A 19,680-nucleotide genomic window follows, 5' to 3' on the forward strand; every position below is an offset into this window, starting at 1 on the left:
ACGCTGCCGGGGCCGCTCTTTGACAAGGTTTCAACGATGCCCCTCCCATCTCGAACACGCTCATCGCTCACCGCTTGGCTGCTGGGATCGGTTGCCCTGCTGCTGAGCGGTTTGGCGTTTTCCGGCACCGCGCCGGACAGCACCGCCAAAACCACGGTGACCGATTTGCTGGGCCGCCAGGTCCAAGTGCGCATTCCCGTACGCCGGGTGATCCTGGGCGAAGGCCGCCAGTTGTATCTGGTGGCAGCCCTCGACACCGCGAACCCGCTGCGGCGCATCGTCGGCTGGCGCAAGGATTTGATCCAGTCCGACCCGGACACCTACGGCGCCTACCTGCGCCGTTATCCGGAGATCGCCAAGGTGCCAACGTTCGGCGGTTTCGAAGACGGCACCTTCGACATCGAGCAAGCGATCAGCCAGCAACCGGACGTCATCATCCTCAACATCGAGGCCCAGCACGCCACCGAAGACGCCCGCTACATCGAGAAGCTAGACGCGCTCGGCATCCCGGTGGTCTACGTGGATTTTCGCAATAACCCGATGCAGAACACCGAGCCGACCATGCGCCTGTTTGGCCAGTTGTTCGGTGAAGATGCACGCGCCGAGGCATTCATTGCTTTTCGCAACCAACAGATCCGGCGCGTCATCGACGTGATCGAGGCCCGCCAACCGCCCAGGCCCAAGGTGTTCATCGAACGCATCGGCGGCTACACCGACGATTGTTGCCTGAGTTTCGGCAATGAAAACTTCGGCCGCTTCGTCGAGCTGGCCGGCGGTCACAACATCGCCAGCGCCATCATTCCCAACACATTCGGCCAGTTGAACGCCGAACAGGTCATCGTTGCCGACCCCGCGCAGGTGATCGTCACCAGCGCAAACTGGCAAGCCTTTGCGCCGGATGGACACTGGGTCGGCGTCGGACCCGGTGCCGACCTGGCCGAGGCGCGCCGCAAACTGCAATGGTTCACCCAACGCCCTGCCTACGCGGGGATCAAGGCCCAGCAAACCGGGGACTTTCATGCCGTCTGGCATCAGTTCTACAACAGCCCGTACCAGTTCATCGCCATCCAGCAACTGGCCAAGTGGTTCCACCCAGAACTGTTCGCCGACCTTGATCCCGATGCCACGTTTCGTGAGTTCCACGAGCGCTTCCTGCCAGTGCCCTACGAGCCTGGCTACTTCGTCAGCCTCAAGCCAACGCAGGGCCAGCCATGAACGAGCGTCTCGAACATCTTGCCCTGGGCACGATCTATCGTGCGCAAGTCTGGCGCAAACGCTTGATCCTGGTCGGGCTGGGGCTGTTGCTGTTGTTCAGCGTGCTGTTGGACCTGGCACTCGGCCCTGCCAGCTATGGCCTGGAGGAAGTGCTGGGCGCGCTGTTTTCACCGCAATCCGCTGCGCCACAGGTGCGGGTGGTGATGTGGGACATTCGCCTGCCGGTGGCGCTGATGGCCGTCGCGGTGGGCGCCGCGTTGTCCCTGGCCGGCGCGCAGATGCAGACCATCCTCAACAACCCGCTGGCAAGCCCGTTCACCCTCGGCATCTCGGCGGCGGCCAGCTTCGGCGCGGCCTTGGGGCTGGCGTTTGGCGTGGCGTTGGTGCCGGTGATTGCCCAGTACATGGTGCCGCTCAATGCCTTTGTCATGGCGATGCTCTCGGCCCTGCTGATTCACGTGTTGAGCCTGCGCCGCGGCATGACCAGCGAAACCATTGTGCTGTTGGGCATCGCCCTGGTGTTCACCTTCAATGCGCTGCTGGCGCTGGTGCAATTCTTCGCCACCGAGCAAGCCGTGGCCGCCGTGGTGTTCTGGACCATGGGCAGCCTGACGAAGGCCACATGGCCAAAACTGGGGGTGATTTGCCTGGTGATCCTCATCACCTTGCCGATTTTTGCCCGTCGCGCCTGGGCCATGACCGCCTTGCGCCTGGGCGATGAAAAAGCCGCAAGCTTCGGCATCAATGTGCGCAAACTGCGTTTGCAAACCCTGGTCATGGTCAGCCTCCTGGCATCATTTCCGGTGGCGTTTGTCGGCACCATAGGCTTCATCGGCCTGGTGGGACCGCACATAGCGCGGATGCTCATCGGTGAAGACCAACGCTTTTTCCTGCCGGCATCGCTGCTGACCGGCGCCTTGATCCTGTCGGCCAGCTCCGTGGTCAGCAAGACCCTGATACCGGGGGCCATCTTTCCCATCGGCGTGGTCACGTCGTTGATCGGCGTGCCGTTTTTCATCTCTCTCATTCTTGGCGGGAAGAAGCAGTCATGGTGACGATTGAACTGGCGGGCCTGGGCGCCCGTTATGGTAGCCGGGCGATTCTCGACGCAATCACTACGCCGATGTTCTCCGGCGGTGAGGTGGTGGCGGTGGTTGGCCCCAATGCAGCCGGTAAATCAACGCTATTCAAGCGTATCGCGGGGCTGATCGACGGCCCCGGTCAGGTGCGGCTGGAAGGGTCGCGCAATGGTCTGGACGGCATCTGCTATATGCCGCAGAACCTCAACGCCAGTGCCCGGCTGACGGTCTACGAATCGGTGCTGCTGGCCCGCAAGCAACGGGCACCGGGCTGGGTTGTGCAAACGGACGAACTGGAGATCGTGGACCGCACCCTCGAATCCCTTGGCATCAGCGACCTGTCGTTTCGCAACCTGGGTGAGTTGAGTGGCGGGCAGCAGCAACTGGTGTCCATCGCACAGACCCTGGTGCGCGAACCCGAAGTGTTGCTGATGGATGAACCCACCAGCGCCCTGGACATGCGCCGTCAGGTCCAGGTCCTGGCGTTCATGCGCGCCCTTGCCCGCCAACACGCAATCATTGTGTTCATCGCCCTCCACGACCTGAACCAGGCGCTGCGCTTTGCCGACCAGGTGCTGGTCATCGCCCAGGGCACCCTGCAAGGCAGCGGCCCGAGTGAAGAGGTGATCACCGAGCAGATGCTGCGCACGGTGTATCGGGTCCAGGCCCGGATCGAGCAGTGTTCGAGGGGGGAGCGGCACATTATTGTGGATGATGTGGTTTGAGGGCTGTAACCGAATCCTGTGGCGAGGGAGCTTGCTCGCGCTCGACTGCGCAGCAGTCGTAAATCGGACAATGCGGTATGACTGAAAGGTCGCGTTGCCTGCGTTGGGGCTGCTTCGCAGCCCAGCGGGAGCAAGCTTCCTCGCCACAGGGAATTCAGGTGCCTGGAAGGGAGCGAACTATCGAGCAGTCGCAGCCCACCGTCATTATGGGTAACATACCGGCCTTCCCGCAGCCCTTCTGCGACCTGCCGAATAAGCCTATTCCATGCCTTTTGAACTCAGCGTTGATCTCACCACCCTCGCTATCCTTGCCGTTGTCGCCTTCATTGCCGGTTTCATCGATGCCATTGCCGGAGGTGGCGGCCTGCTGACCACGCCCGCCCTGCTGACGGCCGGCCTGCCGCCCCATCTGGTCCTGGGCACCAACAAGCTCAGCTCGACCTTCGGCTCGGCCACGGCCAGTTTCACCTTCTACAAGCGCAAGCTGTTCCATCCCCGGCAATGGACCCATGCCCTCGTCGGCACGCTGGTGGGTGCCCTGGCCGGCGCAATCGTCGCCCATTACCTGCCTGCCGAATGGCTGAACAAAATGTTGCCGGTGATCGTCTTCGCCTGCGGCCTGTACCTGTTGTTCGGCGGCACGCCCAAGGCGCCGCTGGACAGCGACGCACCGATCAAAAAGACCTGGCAATCGACCCAGGGCTTCAGCCTGGGTTTCTACGACGGTGTGGCCGGCCCTGGCACGGGTGCGTTCTGGACGGTCAGCAGCCTGCTGCTCTACCCCATCGACCTGGTCAAGGCCAGCGGCGTGGCCCGTAGCATGAACTTCGTCAGCAACATTGCGGCGCTGTCGGTGTTCATCTTCTCGGGACAGGTGGACTGGATCATCGGCCTGAGCATGGGCCTGTCGGTGATGGTCGGCGCGTTCTTCGGTGCCCGCACCGCCATCAGCGGCGGTGCCAAGTTCATCCGACCAGTGTTCATCACCGTGGTCCTGGGCCTGACCGTGCGCCTAGCCTGGCAGCACTGGTTCAGCGCGGCCTAGTCGTCGCGCCACATAAAGGTCGATCAGGTAGCGAGCGATGGAGCGCGAGGCCGGCAACGGCGGCAGGTGGTGGACGTTGAACCACTGGGCGTCCTCGATTTCATCTTCCTGGGGCACGATGTCGCCACTGGCGTATTCAGCGTGAAAGCCCAGCATCATCGAATGGGGAAACGGCCAGCACTGGCTGCCCATGTACTGGATGTTCTTCACCTCGATGCTGACTTCTTCGCGTACCTCGCGAATCAGACAATCCTCCGCCGACTCGCCCGGCTCGGCAAACCCGGCCAGGGTGCTGTAGACGCCCGTGACGAAACGTGGCGAACGGGCCAGCAGGACTTCATCGCCGCGGGTGATCAGCACGATCATGCTCGGCGAAATCCGCGGGTAATGCCGCAAATCGCAGGCATCACAGTACATGGCCCGCTCCAGCGGAATCTGGCCCATGCGCTTGCCGCAACTGCCGCAGAAACGATGCTCCCGGGCCCAGGTGCCGATCTGCGCCGCGTAGCCCAGCACTTTGTACAGCGTGTGGTCGTCCTCGAGCATGAAGGCCCGCAGGCCTTTCCAGTTGCAACCGGGGATGTCCAGGGGACTGTGCAGTTCCAGCAGGTAGACCGGCTCGCCATCCAGGTGGCCAATGCCGTGCTCGGCGAGGATCGACAGGTCCTGGCGCTTGAGCCAGTCGCGGGGAAACAGCGCGCCGTTGTCATCGAACAGAAAGCCTTCCGGGCTGCGGGCCACGGCCCAGCCGCCAGGAAGATCGGTATCGAGTACTGCGGTGGTCCAGCGTGAAATCATGGTCAGTCAATCCAGAAATTCGGGTTTCTGTTTGCTCATATGGGCGGCCATGGCCACGCGAAGGTCGGTCGATTGCAGCATGGCGGCGTTCCACGTAGCGACGTATTCCAGCCCGTCGTCGATGCTGTGGTCGCGCATGTAGCTGATCATGGCCTTGGTGCCGGTCACTGCAATCGGCGACTTCGCGGCGATGTCCCGGGCGATGCCCATTACACCGTCGAGCAGGCTGGCGGCATCACTGTAGACACGATTGACCAGGCCGATGCTGCGCGCTTCGTCGGCACCAAAGGTGCGCCCCGTATAAGCGAGTTCACGCAGCATGCCGTCCCCGATGATCCGGGGCAAGCGTTGCAATGTGCCAACATCGGCAGCCATGCCGATATCGATTTCCTTGATGGAGAACTGGGCATCCTCGGCGGCGTAGCGCATGTCGCAGGCTGAAACCAGGTCGATGGCCCCGCCCAGGCAATAGCCCTGGATGGCTGCGAGCACGGGTTTGCGGCAATTGTCCACGGCGTTGAACGAGGCTTGCAGTTGCAGGATCTTGCGCCGCAACAGGCGTGCGTTGCGGCCGACGTCCTTGCCCAGTTCATTGGCCACCCCGGCCAGCATCATCAGGTCGATGCCGGAGGAAAAATGCTTGCCGGCACCGCTGAGCACCACCACCCGCACCGCGTCGGTGTCATCGATCCATTGGAAAATCTCGATGATCTCGGTCCAGAACGCGGCGTTCATCGCGTTGATCTTTTCCGGTCGATTGATCTGCACATGGGCGATGTTGTCTGCAAGTTCGACGTTGAACGCTTGATATTGTGCCATGGCAGTGATCCTTTACCGGCTGAAAAGAGGCCTGAACTATAGCAAGTCGGCACGACAGGTCGTAGACAGTGCATCGGCCAAAAGCGGGACTGCTCGCCTTTCATGAAGATCGACCCGTGGCGAGGGAGCTTGCTCCCGCTGGGCTGCGCAGCGGCCCCAATTTTTGTGAGCGCTTCGCACTCAAGCGGGAGCAAGCTCCCTCGCCACAAATGCATCTCGGCTCTAAAACCGTGCAGCATTACCGGCTCGACGGATTACTCATCCGTCTTTAGCTGCCCATCCCAACCCCCACCCAGCGCCGCAATCAATTGCACACTGGCAATCAACCGGCTCTGTTGCAGGCTCAGCACGCTGCGTTCGTTGCTCAAGGCAGTGGCCTGGACGGTCACCACATCGAGGTAGGCAATCAATCCGGCCTTGTACTGGTTCTGCGTCAGGCGCAGGGACTCACGGGCGGCATCGAGGGCTTCCTGGCGCACGCGGGCTTCGTCTTCCAGCACTTTGAGCTGGATCATGTAGTTTTCCACCTCGCGAAAACCGTCGAGCACGGTCTGGCGATAGGTGGCCACGGTCTGGTCGTAGGCGGCGACGCTGCGGTCGACTTCCGCCGAACGCTGGCCGCCATCGAATAGCGTCATCGCCAGTTGCGGCCCCACCGACCAGAAACGGTTCGGCACGCTCACCCAATTATCGTAGGTACTGCTGCTGTAGCCGCCACTGAGGCTCAGGGTCAGGTCCGGATAATAGGCGGCCTTGGCCACGCCGATGTTGGCGTTGGCGGCCATCACCGAGCGTTCGGCCGAAGCGATGTCCGGCCGCCGCTCGAGCAGTTGCGAAGGCAGCGCCACCGGGATCTGCGGCAACGAAGGGATGTCCTCGGTTTCGGCCAGGTTGAATTCGGCCGGTGGCAGGCCCATGAGCACGGCGATGGCATTTTCGAACTGGGCCCGTTGCCAGATCAGGTCGATCAGGTCGCCCTGGGTGGTCTTGAGCTGGGTCTGCGCCTGGGCCACCGCGTCCTTGCCGGACACACCCGCGCGGTACTGGTTTTCGGTCATCTTCAACGAGCGCTGATAGTTGTCGACGGTGGTCTGCAACAGGCGTTTCTGTTCATCGATTACCCGCAATTGCAGGTAGTTCTGCACCAGCTCCGACTGCTGGCTCAGGCGCATCGCGGCGAGGTCGGCGAAACTCGCTTGTGCGCTGGCCTCATCGGCTTCCAGCGTCCGACGCAACTTGCCCCAGACGTCCGCCTCCCAGCTGACCCCGGCCTGGGCACTGTAGGTGTCGCGGATCCCGCTGGCCGAGCTGCTCAAGCTCGAACTGCTGCTGCCGGTGCCCTGGCTGGAGCGGTTCTTGCCGACGGTCAGGTCCACCGTTGGGAAAAAGGCCCCACGGGCACTGCGCACCAGCGCCCGGACCTGACGGTACTGGGCTTCGGCCTGGGCCACGGTCTGGTTGGAGGCGTTGAGCTGCGCTACCAGGCCATTGAGCTGCGCGTCACCGTACAGTTCCCACCAGGCACCACGGGCCAAGGCGTCACTGGGGTTGGCCTGTCGCCAGCCTTGGGCCTCCTTGTACTGCACCGGCGCGGCGGCGGGCGGGCGCTGGTAATCCGGGCCGATGGCGCAGGCGCTGAGCAAGGCCACGCACAATGCCAGGCTCAGCGTTCGCGAGCCTCGGGCGGTCATCAGCGCGGCGACAAGGTTGGAAAGCGAACGGTCGGTCATAGCGGAGTTTCCAGGGCAGCGTCAGTGCGCACACCGCGCCAGCGGTTGAAGCGATGGCGCAGTTTATCGAGATACAGGTAAACCACCGGAGTGGTGTAAAGGGTCAGGACCTGGCTGAACACCAGACCGCCGATGATGGTCAGGCCCAGCGGCCGGCGCATCTCCGAACCTTCGGCGGCCCCCAGTAATAGCGGCAAGGCGCCAAGGATTGCCGCCAGCGTGGTCATCAGGATCGGGCGCAGCCGCAGCAGGCAAGCACTGCGGATCGACTCCAACGGCGTCTGACCGCCACGCTCCAGCTGCAGCGCCAGGTCGATCATCAGGATCGCGTTTTTCTTCACCACGCCAATCAGCAGGAACAGCCCCAACAAGGAGATCAGGCTGAACTCGCCGCCCAGGGCATAGATCGACAGCAACGCACCGACCCCGGCCGACGGCAAGGTGGACAGGATGGTCAGCGGATGAATGTAGCTTTCGTACAGCACACCCAGCACCAGGTACACCGCCAGCAACGCCCCGAGGATCATGAACGGCTGGCTCTTCTGGGTGGCGGCGAATGCGTCGGCAGTGCCGGCCATTTTCGCGATGACATCCTCGGGCAGGCCGACTTTGGCGATGGCCCGTTCGATGGCGGCGGTGCCCTGCTCCACCGTCACGCCTTCGGCCATGTCGAAGGAGATACCCTCGGAAGCGAACTGGCCCTCGTGGCTGACCCGGTCGTCCTCCAGACTGTTTTCATAATGGGCAATGGCCGACAGTGGCACCCGCGCCCCGTCGGCGGTAATCACCTGGACCTGCTCGAGGGTCTTGGGGTCTTGGGCGTACTTGGGATTGACCTCCATCACCACCTGATACTGGTTGAGGCTGTCGTAGATGGTGGAAATCTGCCGCTGGCTGTAGGCGTTGTTCAGCACGGTGGTGACCATGTCCATGTCGATGCCCAGGCGCTTGGCCTGGTCGCGGTCCACCACCAGCGTCACCTGCTGGGCGCCACCGCCGTCCCGGGCGTCGATGGCGGTCAGTTCCGGCAACGCCCGGAAAGCCGCCACCACCTTGGGATACCACGTGCGCAGGGAGGCCAGGTCACCGCTCTGGAGGATGTAGGAATATTGCGAGGTGGTCTGCTCGCGGCCACCGCCAAACTGCAGGTCCTGGTCGGCCATCAGCATCAATTGGCCACCGGGGACCTTGGGCATTTCCTTGCGCAGGCGTTCGATGACTTTCTGCGCGGAAATCCCGCGTTCCTTGATCGGTTTGAGACGCACCAGCATGAAGGCATTGTTGGTGCCGTTGTTGCCACCGATGAAACCGGCGACGCTCTGTACCGCCTCATCCTTGAGCACGGCGCGGCGAAAGATTTCCATCTTCGGTTGCATCACATTGAACGACAGCCCGTCGTCGCCGCGCACGAAGCCGATCAGTTGCCCGGTGTCCTGCTGCGGCATGAAGGTTTTCGGCACCACCACGTACAGCGCGACGTTCACGCCGATGGTCACCAACAGGCTCAGCAAGGTCAGGCGCCGATGGCGCAGCACCCAATCCAGGCTGGTGGCATAACCACGGACCATCCGCTCATTGAGGCCCTGGCTCCAGCGCTGCAAGCGGTTCTCCTGCCCCGGCACGTGGGGCTTGAGCCAACGGGCACAGAGCATCGGCGTGAGGGTCAGCGAAACCACCAGCGAGACCACGATGGAAGCCGCCAGGGTGATGGAGAACTCACGGAACAGACTCTCGATGATCCCGCCCATGAACAGGATCGACAGGAACACCGCCACCAGCGAGACGTTCATCGACAGCAACGTAAAGCCGACTTCTTCGGCGCCCAGGTAAGCTGCCTTCATCGGCGGTACGCCTTCGTCGATGTGCCGGGAAATGTTCTCCAGCACCACGATGGCGTCGTCCACCACCAACCCGGTTGCCAGGATCAACGCCATCAGCGACAGGTTGTTCAAGGAGAAGCCGTAGAGGTACATCACCGCGAAGGTGCCCACCAGCGACACCGGCACCGCCAGGGTCGGGATCAACGAGGCGCGGAAGTTGCCGAGGAACAGGAACACCACCAGCACCACCAGGGCCACGGCGATCAGCAAGGTCATTTCCGCTTCATGCAGGGTGGCCTTGATCACCGGCGAACGGTCCATCGCCAGGTTCAGCTTGACGCTGGCCGGCAACACCGCCTGCAACGCCGGCAACTGGGCCTTGATCTCGTTGACCGTCTCGATGATGTTGGCCCCGGCCTGGCGGTTGATCACCAACAGCACGGCGGCATCGTTATTGAAGAAACCGCTGTTGTAACGGTCCTCGACGCTGTCGGTGACTTTCGCCACGTCCTTGAGCCGCAGCACCGAGCCGTCCTGGTAGCGGATGATGAGTGTTTCGTAGTCCTTGGCTTTCTCCAGCTGGTCGTTGGCCTGGACCTGCCACATGCGCCGGTCGTCCTCCACCGAACCCTTGGGCCGGCGCACGTTGCTATCGGCAATGGCGGTGCGCACATCGTCCAGGGCCACGCCGTACTGGTTGAGCAATTGCGGTTCCAGCTCGATGCGGACTGCTGGCAGGGAGCTGCCGCCGATCTGCACCTCACCGACACCCGACACCTGGGACAGGCTTTGGGACAGGATGGTGGAAGCCAGGTCGTAGAGCTGGCCTTTTTCCAACACGTCCGAGGTCAGCGACAGCACCATGATCGGCGCCTGGGACGGGTTGACCTTCTTGTAGGTGGGCATGCTGCGCATGCCGCTGGGCAACAGATTGCGCGAGGCATTGATGGCCGCCTGCACTTCCCGGGCAGCGCCGTTGATGTCACGGTCCAGGTCAAACTGCAGGATGACGCGGGTAGAACCCTGGCTGGAGCGGCTGCTCATGGTGTTGACCCCGGCGATGGCGCCGAAGGACCGCTCAAGGGGCGTTGCCACCGTCGAAGCCATCACCTCAGGGCTGGCCCCGGGCAAGTTGGCCTGGACCACGATCACCGGGAAATCCATCTGCGGCAGCGGTGAAACCGGCAACAGGCCGAAACACACGCCGCCGAGCAGCATGATGGCGAAGCTCAGGAGCATGGTTGCCACGGGGCGGCGGATGAAGGGGCCGGAGAGGTTCATGGGCGACAGCCCCAAGCTTCGAGCGGCAAGCGGCAAGCTAAAGGCGCGCACTGTAGCTGCTTTTCTCTTGCAGCTTGTAGCTTGCTGCTTGAAGCTACGCTCGCCGCCGTCATACCTCTACCTCTTTCACGTCTGGCTTGGCGAATCTGCGTCCCAACCGATCAAAGGCCAGGTAGATAACAGGCGTCGTGAAGAGCGTCAGCACCTGGCTCACCAACAACCCTCCCACCATCACCAAGCCCAGGGGCTGGCGCAGTTCGGCGCCGGAGCCGGTGGCGAGCATCAGCGGCACGGCACCGAACAAAGCGGCCAGGGTAGTCATCAGGATCGGCCGGAAGCGCAGCAACGCAGCCTGGTAGATCGCCGTCTGCGGGTCCATGCCCTGGTTGCGTTCGGCGTCGAGGGCGAAGTCGATCATCATGATCGCGTTCTTCTTGACGATGCCGATCAACAGGATGATGCCGATGATCGCGATCATGCCCAGGTCATTGCCGCTGAGGATCAACGCCAGCAAGGCACCAATGGCCGCCGAGGGTAATGTGGAAAGAATGGTGATCGGGTGGATATAGCTCTCGTACAAAACGCCCAGGACGATGTACATGGTCACCACCGCCGCCAGGATCAGCAGCAAGGTACTCGACAACGACGCCTGGAACGCCTGGGCCGCGCCCTGGAACTCGGTCTGCACGCCCACCGGCATGCCGATGTCCTGCTGGACCTTTTCAATCGCCTCCACCGCATGCCCGAGGGCCACGCCCGGCGCGAGGTTGAACGACATCATCACCGCCGGGAACTGGCCGATGTGGGCAATCGCCAGTTGCGCTTGACGCTCCTCGACACGGGCCAGGCTGGACAAGCGGACCTGGCCGCCGTCGGTGGTCTTGACGTGAATCTGCTCCAGCGCCTGCGGCCCGATCCGCTCCCCGGCCTGGGCCTGCAACACCACGCGATACTGGCTGGCCTGGGTGTAGATGGTGGAAATCTGCCGCTGGCCGAACGCGTCATACAGCGCATCGGTGATGTTCGAAACGGATACGCCCAGCCGTGAGGCGGCGTCGCGATCGATCACCAGGTAGACCTGCAGGCCCTTGTCCTGCAAATCGCTGGCGACGTCAGTCAGTTCCGGCTGGTGACTCAGGGCTTCGACCAGCCGGCCGCTCCAGAGGCTGAGCAACTCGGCGTCCGGCGAGGACAGGCTGAATTGATACTGGGTCCGGCTGACCCGGTCTTCGATGGTCAGGTCCTGCACCGGCTGCATGAACAGACGGATGCCCACCAGGCGATCCAACTGCGGCTGCAAACGGGTAATGATCTCGGTGGCGCTGTCATCCCGTTCGCTGTGGGGCTTGAGATTGATCAGCAGCCGACCGCTGTTGAGCGTGGCGTTGTCGCCGTCCACGCCGATGTAGGACGACAGGCTCTCCACCGCCGGATCAGCGAGGACTACCTTGGCCAGTTGCTGCTGGCGCTCGCTCATGGCCGCGAAGGAAATCGATTGCGGCGCCTCGGAGATGCCTTGGATCACTCCGGTGTCCTGCACCGGGAAAAAGCCCTTGGGCACGGCCAGGTACAACACCACCGTCAGCACCAGGCTGCCTACGGCCACCAACAGGGTCAGCGGCTGATGCTTGAGCACCCACTGCAATTTGCGCCCGTAGGCGGCGATCAACCAATCGATCCAGGCCCCGCTGGCGCGGTAGAAACGGCCCTGTTCCTCTTCCTTCGGCTCGCGCTTGAGCAAACGGGCGCACATCATCGGCGTCAGGGTCAGGGACACCACCAGGGAAATCAGGATCGCCACCGCCAGGGTGATGGCAAACTCGCGGAACAGCCGCCCCACCACGTCAGCCATGAACAGCAGCGGGATCAACACCGCAATCAGCGACAGCGTCAGGGAAATCAGCGTGAAGCCGATCTGCTTCGCGCCCTTGAGCGCGGCCTGCAACGGGCTGTCGCCCTCCTCGATATAACGGGCGATGTTCTCCAGCATGACAATGGCATCGTCCACCACGAAACCGGTAGCGATAGTCAGGGCCATCAGGGTCAGGTTGTTGATGGAAAACCCGGCCAGGTACATGACGCCGAACGTGCCGATCAGCGACAGCGGCACGGCCACCGAGGGGATGATGGTGGCGCTGACACGGCGCAAGAACAGAAACGTCACCATGACCACCAGGACGATGGCGATCAGCAACTCATGCTGCACATCGGTGACCGAGGCGCGGATGGTCTGGGTACGGTCGGTCAGTACGGTGACGTCCAGGCCGGCCGGCAGGTTGTCGGTGATGCTCGGCAGCAGGGCCTTGATCCGGTCCACCACTTCAATGACGTTGGCCCCGGGCTGGCGCTGGATGTTCAGCAGCACCGCCTGGTTTTCGTTGGCCCAGGCGGCCAGGCGTTCGTTTTCGGCGCCGTCGACGATCTGCGCCACGTCCTTGAGCCGCAACGGCGCGCCGTTGGCGTAGGCCAGGATCAGTTCGGCGTAGTCCTTGGGCGAGGTCAACTGGTCATTGGCGTCGAGCATCGAGACCCGGGTCGGGCCGTCGAAGTTGCCCTTGGGCTGGTTGACGTTGGAAGCACCGATCAGCGTTCGCACGTCCGCCAGGTTCAGGCCGTTGGCCGCCAGCGCCTCGGGGTTGACCTTGATCCGCACGGCCTGGCGCTGGCCACCGGCGATGGTGACCATGCCGACGCCGCTGATCTGGGCGATTTTCTGCGCCATGCGGGTGTCCACCAAGTCGTTGAGCTTGGGCAGCAGCATGGTCTTGGAGGTGATCGCCAGGGTCAGCACCGGGGTGTCGGCCGGGTTGACCTTGTTGTACACCGGCGGTGCCGGCAGGTCCTTGGGCAGCAGATTGGTTGCCGCGTTGATCGCCGCCTGCACCTGCTGCTCGGCGACATCCATGTTGATGTCGAGGTTGAAGCGCAGGGTAATCACCGAGGCGCCGCCGGAACTGGTGGAGGCCATCTGCGTCAGGCCCGGCATCTGCCCGAACTGCCGTTCCAGGGGGGCGGTCACCGCGCTGGTCATGACATCGGGGCTGGCGCCCGGGTACAGGGTCATCACGCGAATGGTCGGGTAATCGACCTGAGGCAACGCCGATACCGGCAACAACCGATAGGCGATCAGGCCAGCCAGGACGATGGCCAGCATGCTCAGGGTGGTGGCGACCGGGCGAAGGATGAACAGCCGCGAGAGGTTCATGCGCCGCCCTTTTTCGCCTTGTCGGCTGGGGCCGGTTCAGTCGGGGTCGCCGCCGTTTTGCCTTGCAGGTGCTCGGTCGGCGTGGTGGGCACGTCCTGGCTGTCGTTGACCACTTCCACTTCGCTGCCCTCCTTCAAGCGATCAGTGCCTTCAAGCACGACCCGATCACCCGCGGCCAGGCCTTCGGTGACCACGGTGTTTTCACCGTCGTTGGCACCGATCTTCAACATCCTGATGGTGACTTTCTTATCGCCCTCCAGGGCATAGACGAAGGTGCCATTGGTGCCGAACTGAATGGCCGCCGTCGGCGCCAGGACCACGCCTTTGAGGGTATCGGCCAGCAGATGGACGTTGACGAACTGGTTGGGGAACAGCGACTGGTCGCGGTTATCGTAGCGGGCCTTGAATTTCAAGGTGCCGGTGGTGATGTCGATCTGGTTGTCCAGGCTCTGCAGCACACCACTGGCCTGGAGTTTCACGTCGCCACGGTCCCAGGCTTCGACCGGCAGTTTCGCCCCGCTGCGGTAGCGGGCGAGCACGGTGTCGAGGTTGTTTTCCGGCAAGGTGAACACGACGCTGATGGGTTGGGTCTGGGTGATGACCGCCAGGGCCGCCGTGTCGTTGGCGGCCACCAGGTTACCGATGTCCAGTTGCCGCAGGCCGACCCGTCCGGAAATCGGCGCACGGATCTTGGTGAATTCGAGGTTGAGCTTGGCGTCGTTGACCGCCGCCTGGTTGGTCTTGACCGTGCCCTGGTACTGGCCCACCAGCGCCGCAGCCGTATCGAGGGTCTGCTTGGCGATGCTGTCCTCGGCATACAGGCCACGATAACGCTCAAGGTCCACCTGGGCATTCTTCAGTTGGGCCTGGTTCTGCAACAGCGTGCCTTCGGCCTGGAGCAAAGCGTTCTGGTACGGGCGTGGGTCGATCTCGGCCAGCAGGTCGCCGGCCTTGACCATCTGCCCTTCTTCAAAAGCGATCTTGACCAGTTCACCGCCCACGCGGCTGCGCACGTTGATGGTATTGAGGGCCGTGACCGTGCCCAGCGCCTTGTAATACAGCGGGAAATCCCCGGTGACCGCCGGCGCGACCCGGACCGGGATCGGCCCCGTTGCGCCGCCAAACCCTGGCCGCATACCGCCCGAGCGCCCTGTATGGCCAGCCGTAGCTTTCTGCTCTGCTCCAGACTTGTCCGGGCCTGCGGGCCAGAACTTCCAGGCCAGCAGCGCAACGACTACCACAACGAACAGGCCGAACAGCCAGCGACGGGAATGACGGGAAACAGAGGATTGCATGGAGTGATCAACCATTGGGCGCGTGAGCTTCTTTTACAGGAGGCTGAACGATAAGCACTGGCGGGTATTTAGCAAAGCGCCTTTACCGGCAATTTACCTTGGGCTTACCCATCGCAGAGTCGGCTAAAGCCTTGAAGCACAAATAAAAACGGCCTGGAGGTGTCCAGGCCGTTAATAATTGTAATAAATACGTTACTTGAGGACGGCGAGCGCAGCGTCGTAGTTCGGCTCTTCAGCGATTTCCTTGACCAGCTCGCTGTGCAGCACGGTGTCGTTTTCATCCAGCACCACCACGGCACGTGCCGTAAGGCCTGCCAGCGGACCGTCGGCGATGGCAACGCCGTAGTTTTCGATGAACTCACGACCGCGCAGGGTCGACAGGTTCTGAACGTTCTCCAGGCCTTCGGCACCGCAAAAACGTGCCTGGGCGAACGGCAGGTCGGCGGAAATGCACAGCACCACGGTGTTGTTCAGTTCGTTGGCCTGGGCGTTGAACTTGCGCACGGAGGTGGCGCAGGTCGGGGTATCGACGCTTGGGAAGATGTTCAGCACTTTGCGCTTGCCGGCGAGGCTCGCCAGGGTAACGTCGGACAGATTGCCTGCCACCAGGGAAAAGGCTGGCGCCTTGGATCCGGCTTGTGGCAATTGGCCGTTGACTTGAACCGGGTTGCCTTTGAGCGTGACTGTAGCCATGAACGGATTCCTTCTAACAGGTTTGAAAATGGTAGAGGGCGGAGTTAACCATGAAATGGCCAAACGACCTATGGCCGGACATAAAAACTCATGTCTTGGGTGCCGCCTGCAGGCACTGGCAAGCCCGGGCCTACAGGCCACCTTGCCTATTTAGTCTTGAGCCGCAGGAACGACTGGTGTAAATCCGCCGCCCAGCCATCGATCACGCCTTTGACGTCATCGGGTTTCATCACCTGGGACTCGTTGGACAACGGCTTGCCCGTGCCCTTGCGCACAACTTGGGCGACCACTTTATTGCTGGCACCGTCGAGAAATACCGCTTCGGTGCCCAAGGTGGTTTCCTGGTCGCGAATGCCGCTGGCAGTGCTGACCGCGGCGGCCACCAGTGCAATCGGCACCACCTCATAGGGCTTCAGGCCTTCGGTCTTGCTGCTGACTGCAGTAATGGCAGCACGTATCACCAATACGCCAGGCCCGGGGCTGGTTGCCAAGGGTAAGGACTTTCCCGCTTCTCGCTGGAGTGCCTGGTCGTAGTAGGCCGTGATGCCGGACAAGGTGGCCTGGGGGATCTTCACGGTCGGCTGGGGCTTGGGGTAAAACTGGGTCGGTTCGATATAGAGGCTGGTGTACTTGCCAAGATCGATGTTCGGATCGACCCAGCGCATCACCTCGGCACCCGACGGTGATTTCTCTTCCTTGAGCCGGCTGTAATCCCCCAGGAAACCGGAGTATTCATCCGGCTGGGTGACCTTGCTGGAGCAACCCGCCAAGGCGAGCGAGGCGATGCATACGGTGCCTATCATTGACGCGAGCTTCATGCTGTCACTCCTGTAAGCCACACGGGACGGGGGCGGGCATTACAGGTATAGCCAATGAACAGGTTTTTGCCCTGTGCTGGACAGAAGAAGTGATCAGCCTCGCTCGCGCGGGATCAGGCTCTGTAACTGCTGTGCGAGAAAGTCGGCGTCGAATGCGAACGTGTCCGGGTCCTTCAATCCGTTGGTGCGGCGCCATTGCCACTGCAACGAAGGCGGCTGGCAAACCAACGAGATGCTGCCGTAACGGGCCGCGGTCAACCCCATGATCGACAAGGAAATCTGCCCACCGGCCCCCATCACGTCCGGCACGAACTCCACCGGTTTGCCGGTAATGGACACCGTCAGTTTTTCAGTCTTGAAACTGGACGTTTCTGCCGGGACACTCGGCCCATGAGCCACGTACGCCTCTCGCTTCAACTCCAGGAGGTTTGGCGCAATGACGGGCGCCAGCCATTGCTCGATTTGCCCGTACAACGCCTCGATCTGTTCTGCCCACACCGCCGCCTGGGCCTGGTGCTGCTGTTTCTTGTGCGCCTCGCTGTCGGCGTAGTGACGAAGCATCTCGCCCAGTTGCTGTACATCGTCCATGCGCTGTTCCTCGATTAAGGCCGTACTGCGAAGCTGGATAATGACAGGTTCAAGACGGCGGCGTATGCAAAAGCCACGTTGCCCTGGCCGACGGGTTCTTCAGCGCAGCCGCGCCATGGCCAGGGTGTCTACCCAGCGCCCATCACGCACGGCATAGTCGCGCATCAGGCCTTCGGTTTCGAAGCCGAATTTTCGATACAGCCCGATGGCGGCTTCGTTGTCGGCGTAGACCGTCAGCTCGACCCGTCGCAGGTTCATCCAGTTGTCCGCCACATCCAGCGCTGCGGCCAGCAGCATGGAGCCCACGCCCTTGCCCTGCCAGGCCTGCGCCACACCCATGCCGAGGCTTGCGCAATGGGCACGACGGACACGGGTGTACTGTTCCAGCCCCAGATTGCCGATCACTTCGCCCTCGTGTAGGGCAACCAATTTCACCTGGCGTTCATCATCCGTTGCCAGGCGCTTGCGCCAGACTTCGGTGGATTGGAAAGGCATCTGCAGCACTTGGCGAGTGACCGTCGGGTCGTTGTAGAGCGCGGTGACACCGGCGATGTGGGCTTCAGTAAAGCGTGCGAGGGTGATGGTGGATTCAGGCATGCTGCTCTTCCCTGGAGCGTGGCTAGGCCAAGCACTATAACCTGCGCGCCTCCCCGTGGCATAAGTCCACACTGGACTTTCAGTGGACAAGAAATCCGCGCTCGGCATAGATCCTTTTGTGGGAGCGAGCTTGCTCGCGAAGGCGGCCTTGCAGCCGACCTGTCTCTCCAGCCTGTACCCCGCTCCCACAGGGTTCTGCGGTGGCCGCGTAATCTGCGGCCACTGGCCTACTGATGCTGCACTTGAACCATCGAACTCACCTGCACCCGTGCCAGCATTTGCTCCGCCCCGCCGCCCCGGCGCATGCCGCGTACCGGGCAGGCGTCGAGGTAGTCCAGGCCGACCGCCAGTTTCAGGTGGCGGTCGGGACGGGTCAGGCGGTTGGTTATGTCGAAGCTGTACCAGCCGTCGTCCAGCCAGGCTTCGGCCCAGGCGTGGCTCGCCAGGTGGCTTTCATCTTCGGTGCACAGGTAACCGGAGACATAGCGAGCCGGGATACCCAGGCTTCGCGCGCAGGCCAGGAACGCGTGGGTATGGTCCTGGCAGACACCCGCGCCGCCGGCAAACGCCTCGGCGGCGGTGCTGCTGACCGCCGTCGTGCCTGGGCTGTAGGGCATGCGGGCGGCCAGGCCGTTCATCAGGTCGGTCAGCGCCGCACGATCACGCCGAGTCCCACATTGCTCCAGGGCGAAGGCGCTGAGCACGTCATCGGCCTGGGTCAGACGGCTGGTGCGCAGAAACGGTAGTGGCGACTGGCTGTCTGTCTCCATCTCCACCGTCTGATCGATCTGCACCTGACCGTAAGCCGTCAGCACCAAGGCGCCGTGGGGCTCGTCCATGGTCATCACATGCAGGATATTGCCGTAAGGGTCGATCTGGCTGCGCACCAGGCGCGGCAGCTCCAGATGCCACTCAAGGATGCGCTGGCGCTGGCTGTCCTTGGGGGTCAGGCGCAGAAACTGGATGCTGGTGCAGACTTCATCGGCATAGCTGTAGGTGGTGTCGTGGCGTATGGACAGTTTCATACGACCTCCAGATAAGACTCATGAACGGTCTGGCCCAAATGACGGATCTGGCCAATGAGGTCGGTCAGCCACTGATGCAGGCCCGACGCCAGGATCTCGTCGATCCCGGAATAGCGCAGGCGTGCATTCAGCTCGGCGGCCAGGCGCTGGGCCGGACGGCCGTTATTGCCCGGCAGGCTGGCGAGGATGTGGTCCAGTTCCTCGATACAGGCATGCAACGAGCGCGGGACGTCGGCCCGCAACAGCAACATCTCCGAGACCTGTTCGGCATTGGGCGCGTTGCGGTAGATCTCGTTGAACGCCTCGAACGATGACAGCGCCCGCAGCAAGGCGCTCCACTGGTAATAGCCGCGCGCTGAATTGTCGCTGACTTCCTCCGACTCCTCGCCGAACATTTCGTAGCGTGCGTCCAACAGGCGCAAGGTGTTGTCCGCCCGTTCGATAAAGGTCCCGAGACGAATGAAACAATAGGCATCGTTGCGCATGATGGTGCCCGACGTCGCCCCGCGAAACAGGTGCGAGCGCTCCTTGACCCATTCGCAAAAATGGCTGATGCCGTAGCGGCCCAGGCCGTTGCTGGCGATGTTGCGCATTTCCAGCCAGGTGGCGTTGATGTTCTCCCACATGTCGGCGGTGATGCGTCCGCGCACGGCATGGGCATTGGTGCGCGCCGCCCGCAGGCAGCTATAGATGCTCCCGGGGTTGGTTTCATCCAGCGCGAAGAAATGCAGCATGCGTTCGGTGTTCAGGGCGTCATAGCGCGCGTTGTAATCGTCCAGCGTACCGGCCGCCAGCAGCGACATCGCCAACTCGGCATGACCGTCGCTACGTCCGGCCTGGGGCATCAGCGACAGCGAGTAACTGACTTCGAGCATGCGCGCCAGGTTCTCGGCGCGCTCCAGGTAGCGGGACATCCAATAGAGGTCAGAAGCGGTTCTTGAAAGCAT

At 62.5% G+C, this 19,680-nt stretch carries 16 protein-coding genes; 4 read left to right on the plus strand and 12 right to left on the minus strand.

Going from position 1 to position 19,680, the window contains the following annotated elements:
- Positions 1 to 36: 36 nt before the first annotated feature.
- From CD58_RS14915 to CD58_RS14930, 4 genes are all read left to right on the plus strand, one after another.
- Complete coding sequence (locus CD58_RS14915) at positions 37 to 1,215, plus strand: ABC transporter substrate-binding protein (protein WP_025213798.1); 1,179 nt, start codon at positions 37 to 39, stop codon at positions 1,213 to 1,215.
- Complete coding sequence (locus tag CD58_RS14920) at positions 1,212 to 2,270, plus strand: FecCD family ABC transporter permease (RefSeq protein ID WP_025213799.1); 1,059 nt, start codon at positions 1,212 to 1,214, stop codon at positions 2,268 to 2,270. Before CD58_RS14915 ends, CD58_RS14920 begins: the two co-directional genes overlap by 4 nt.
- Positions 2,264 to 3,019 (plus strand): ABC transporter ATP-binding protein, encoded by a 756-nt coding sequence (locus CD58_RS14925; RefSeq protein WP_025213800.1) that lies wholly within the window; start codon positions 2,264 to 2,266, stop codon positions 3,017 to 3,019. The genes CD58_RS14920 and CD58_RS14925 overlap by 7 nt, the downstream gene beginning before the upstream one ends.
- A gap of 265 nt (positions 3,020 to 3,284) precedes the next feature.
- A complete protein-coding gene (locus CD58_RS14930) occupies positions 3,285 to 4,064 on the plus strand; it encodes a TSUP family transporter (protein ID WP_025213801.1) in 780 nt (259 codons plus the stop codon).
- Here CD58_RS14930 and nudC read toward each other — a convergent pair.
- The 12 genes from nudC to CD58_RS14990 form a co-directional block, all read right to left on the minus strand.
- Positions 4,032 to 4,862, minus strand: coding sequence for an NAD(+) diphosphatase (gene nudC, locus CD58_RS14935; RefSeq protein ID WP_025213802.1), 831 nt, complete (start codon positions 4,860 to 4,862; stop codon positions 4,032 to 4,034). The genes CD58_RS14930 and nudC overlap by 33 nt on opposite strands.
- A 6-nt stretch (positions 4,863 to 4,868) precedes the next feature.
- On the minus strand, positions 4,869 to 5,681 hold the full coding sequence (locus CD58_RS14940) for a crotonase/enoyl-CoA hydratase family protein (RefSeq protein WP_025213803.1): 813 nt from the start codon (positions 5,679 to 5,681) through the stop codon (positions 4,869 to 4,871).
- Between the two features lie 254 nt (positions 5,682 to 5,935).
- On the minus strand, positions 5,936 to 7,411 hold the full coding sequence (locus CD58_RS14945) for an efflux transporter outer membrane subunit (protein WP_025213804.1): 1,476 nt from the start codon (positions 7,409 to 7,411) through the stop codon (positions 5,936 to 5,938).
- Positions 7,408 to 10,512, minus strand: coding sequence for an efflux RND transporter permease subunit (locus tag CD58_RS14950; RefSeq protein ID WP_025213805.1), 3,105 nt, complete (start codon positions 10,510 to 10,512; stop codon positions 7,408 to 7,410). The genes CD58_RS14945 and CD58_RS14950 overlap by 4 nt, the downstream gene beginning before the upstream one ends.
- Before the next feature lie 109 nt (positions 10,513 to 10,621).
- Entirely contained in the window at positions 10,622 to 13,717 is a 3,096-nt protein-coding gene (locus CD58_RS14955) for an MdtB/MuxB family multidrug efflux RND transporter permease subunit (RefSeq protein WP_025213806.1), read from the minus strand.
- Complete coding sequence (locus tag CD58_RS14960) at positions 13,714 to 15,027, minus strand: MdtA/MuxA family multidrug efflux RND transporter periplasmic adaptor subunit (RefSeq protein ID WP_025213807.1); 1,314 nt, start codon at positions 15,025 to 15,027, stop codon at positions 13,714 to 13,716. The genes CD58_RS14955 and CD58_RS14960 overlap by 4 nt, the downstream gene beginning before the upstream one ends.
- A 177-nt stretch (positions 15,028 to 15,204) precedes the next feature.
- Positions 15,205 to 15,705: a thiol peroxidase gene (gene tpx / locus CD58_RS14965; RefSeq protein WP_025213808.1), complete on the minus strand. Its 501-nt coding sequence runs from the start codon at positions 15,703 to 15,705 to the stop codon at positions 15,205 to 15,207.
- A 146-nt stretch (positions 15,706 to 15,851) separates the two neighbouring features.
- The gene (locus CD58_RS14970) at positions 15,852 to 16,523 is read right to left on the minus strand and encodes a DUF3313 domain-containing protein (RefSeq protein WP_025213809.1); all 672 of its coding nucleotides are present in this window, start codon (positions 16,521 to 16,523) and stop codon (positions 15,852 to 15,854) included.
- 93 nt (positions 16,524 to 16,616) lie between these two features.
- Positions 16,617 to 17,111 carry a hypothetical protein gene (locus tag CD58_RS14975; RefSeq protein ID WP_025213810.1) on the minus strand — a complete coding sequence of 165 codons (495 nt, stop codon included), beginning with the start codon at positions 17,109 to 17,111 and terminating at the stop codon, positions 16,617 to 16,619.
- A gap of 99 nt (positions 17,112 to 17,210) precedes the next feature.
- Complete coding sequence (locus tag CD58_RS14980) at positions 17,211 to 17,708, minus strand: GNAT family N-acetyltransferase (protein ID WP_025213811.1); 498 nt, start codon at positions 17,706 to 17,708, stop codon at positions 17,211 to 17,213.
- Between the two features lie 227 nt (positions 17,709 to 17,935).
- On the minus strand, positions 17,936 to 18,733 hold the full coding sequence (locus CD58_RS14985) for a transglutaminase family protein (protein ID WP_025213812.1): 798 nt from the start codon (positions 18,731 to 18,733) through the stop codon (positions 17,936 to 17,938).
- Positions 18,730 to 19,680 (minus strand): alpha-E domain-containing protein, encoded by a 951-nt coding sequence (locus CD58_RS14990; protein WP_003201699.1) that lies wholly within the window; start codon positions 19,678 to 19,680, stop codon positions 18,730 to 18,732. The genes CD58_RS14985 and CD58_RS14990 overlap by 4 nt, the downstream gene beginning before the upstream one ends.

It is taken from the genome of Pseudomonas brassicacearum, from assembly GCF_000585995.1.
GTDB lineage: Bacteria > Pseudomonadota > Gammaproteobacteria > Pseudomonadales > Pseudomonadaceae > Aquipseudomonas > Aquipseudomonas brassicacearum_A.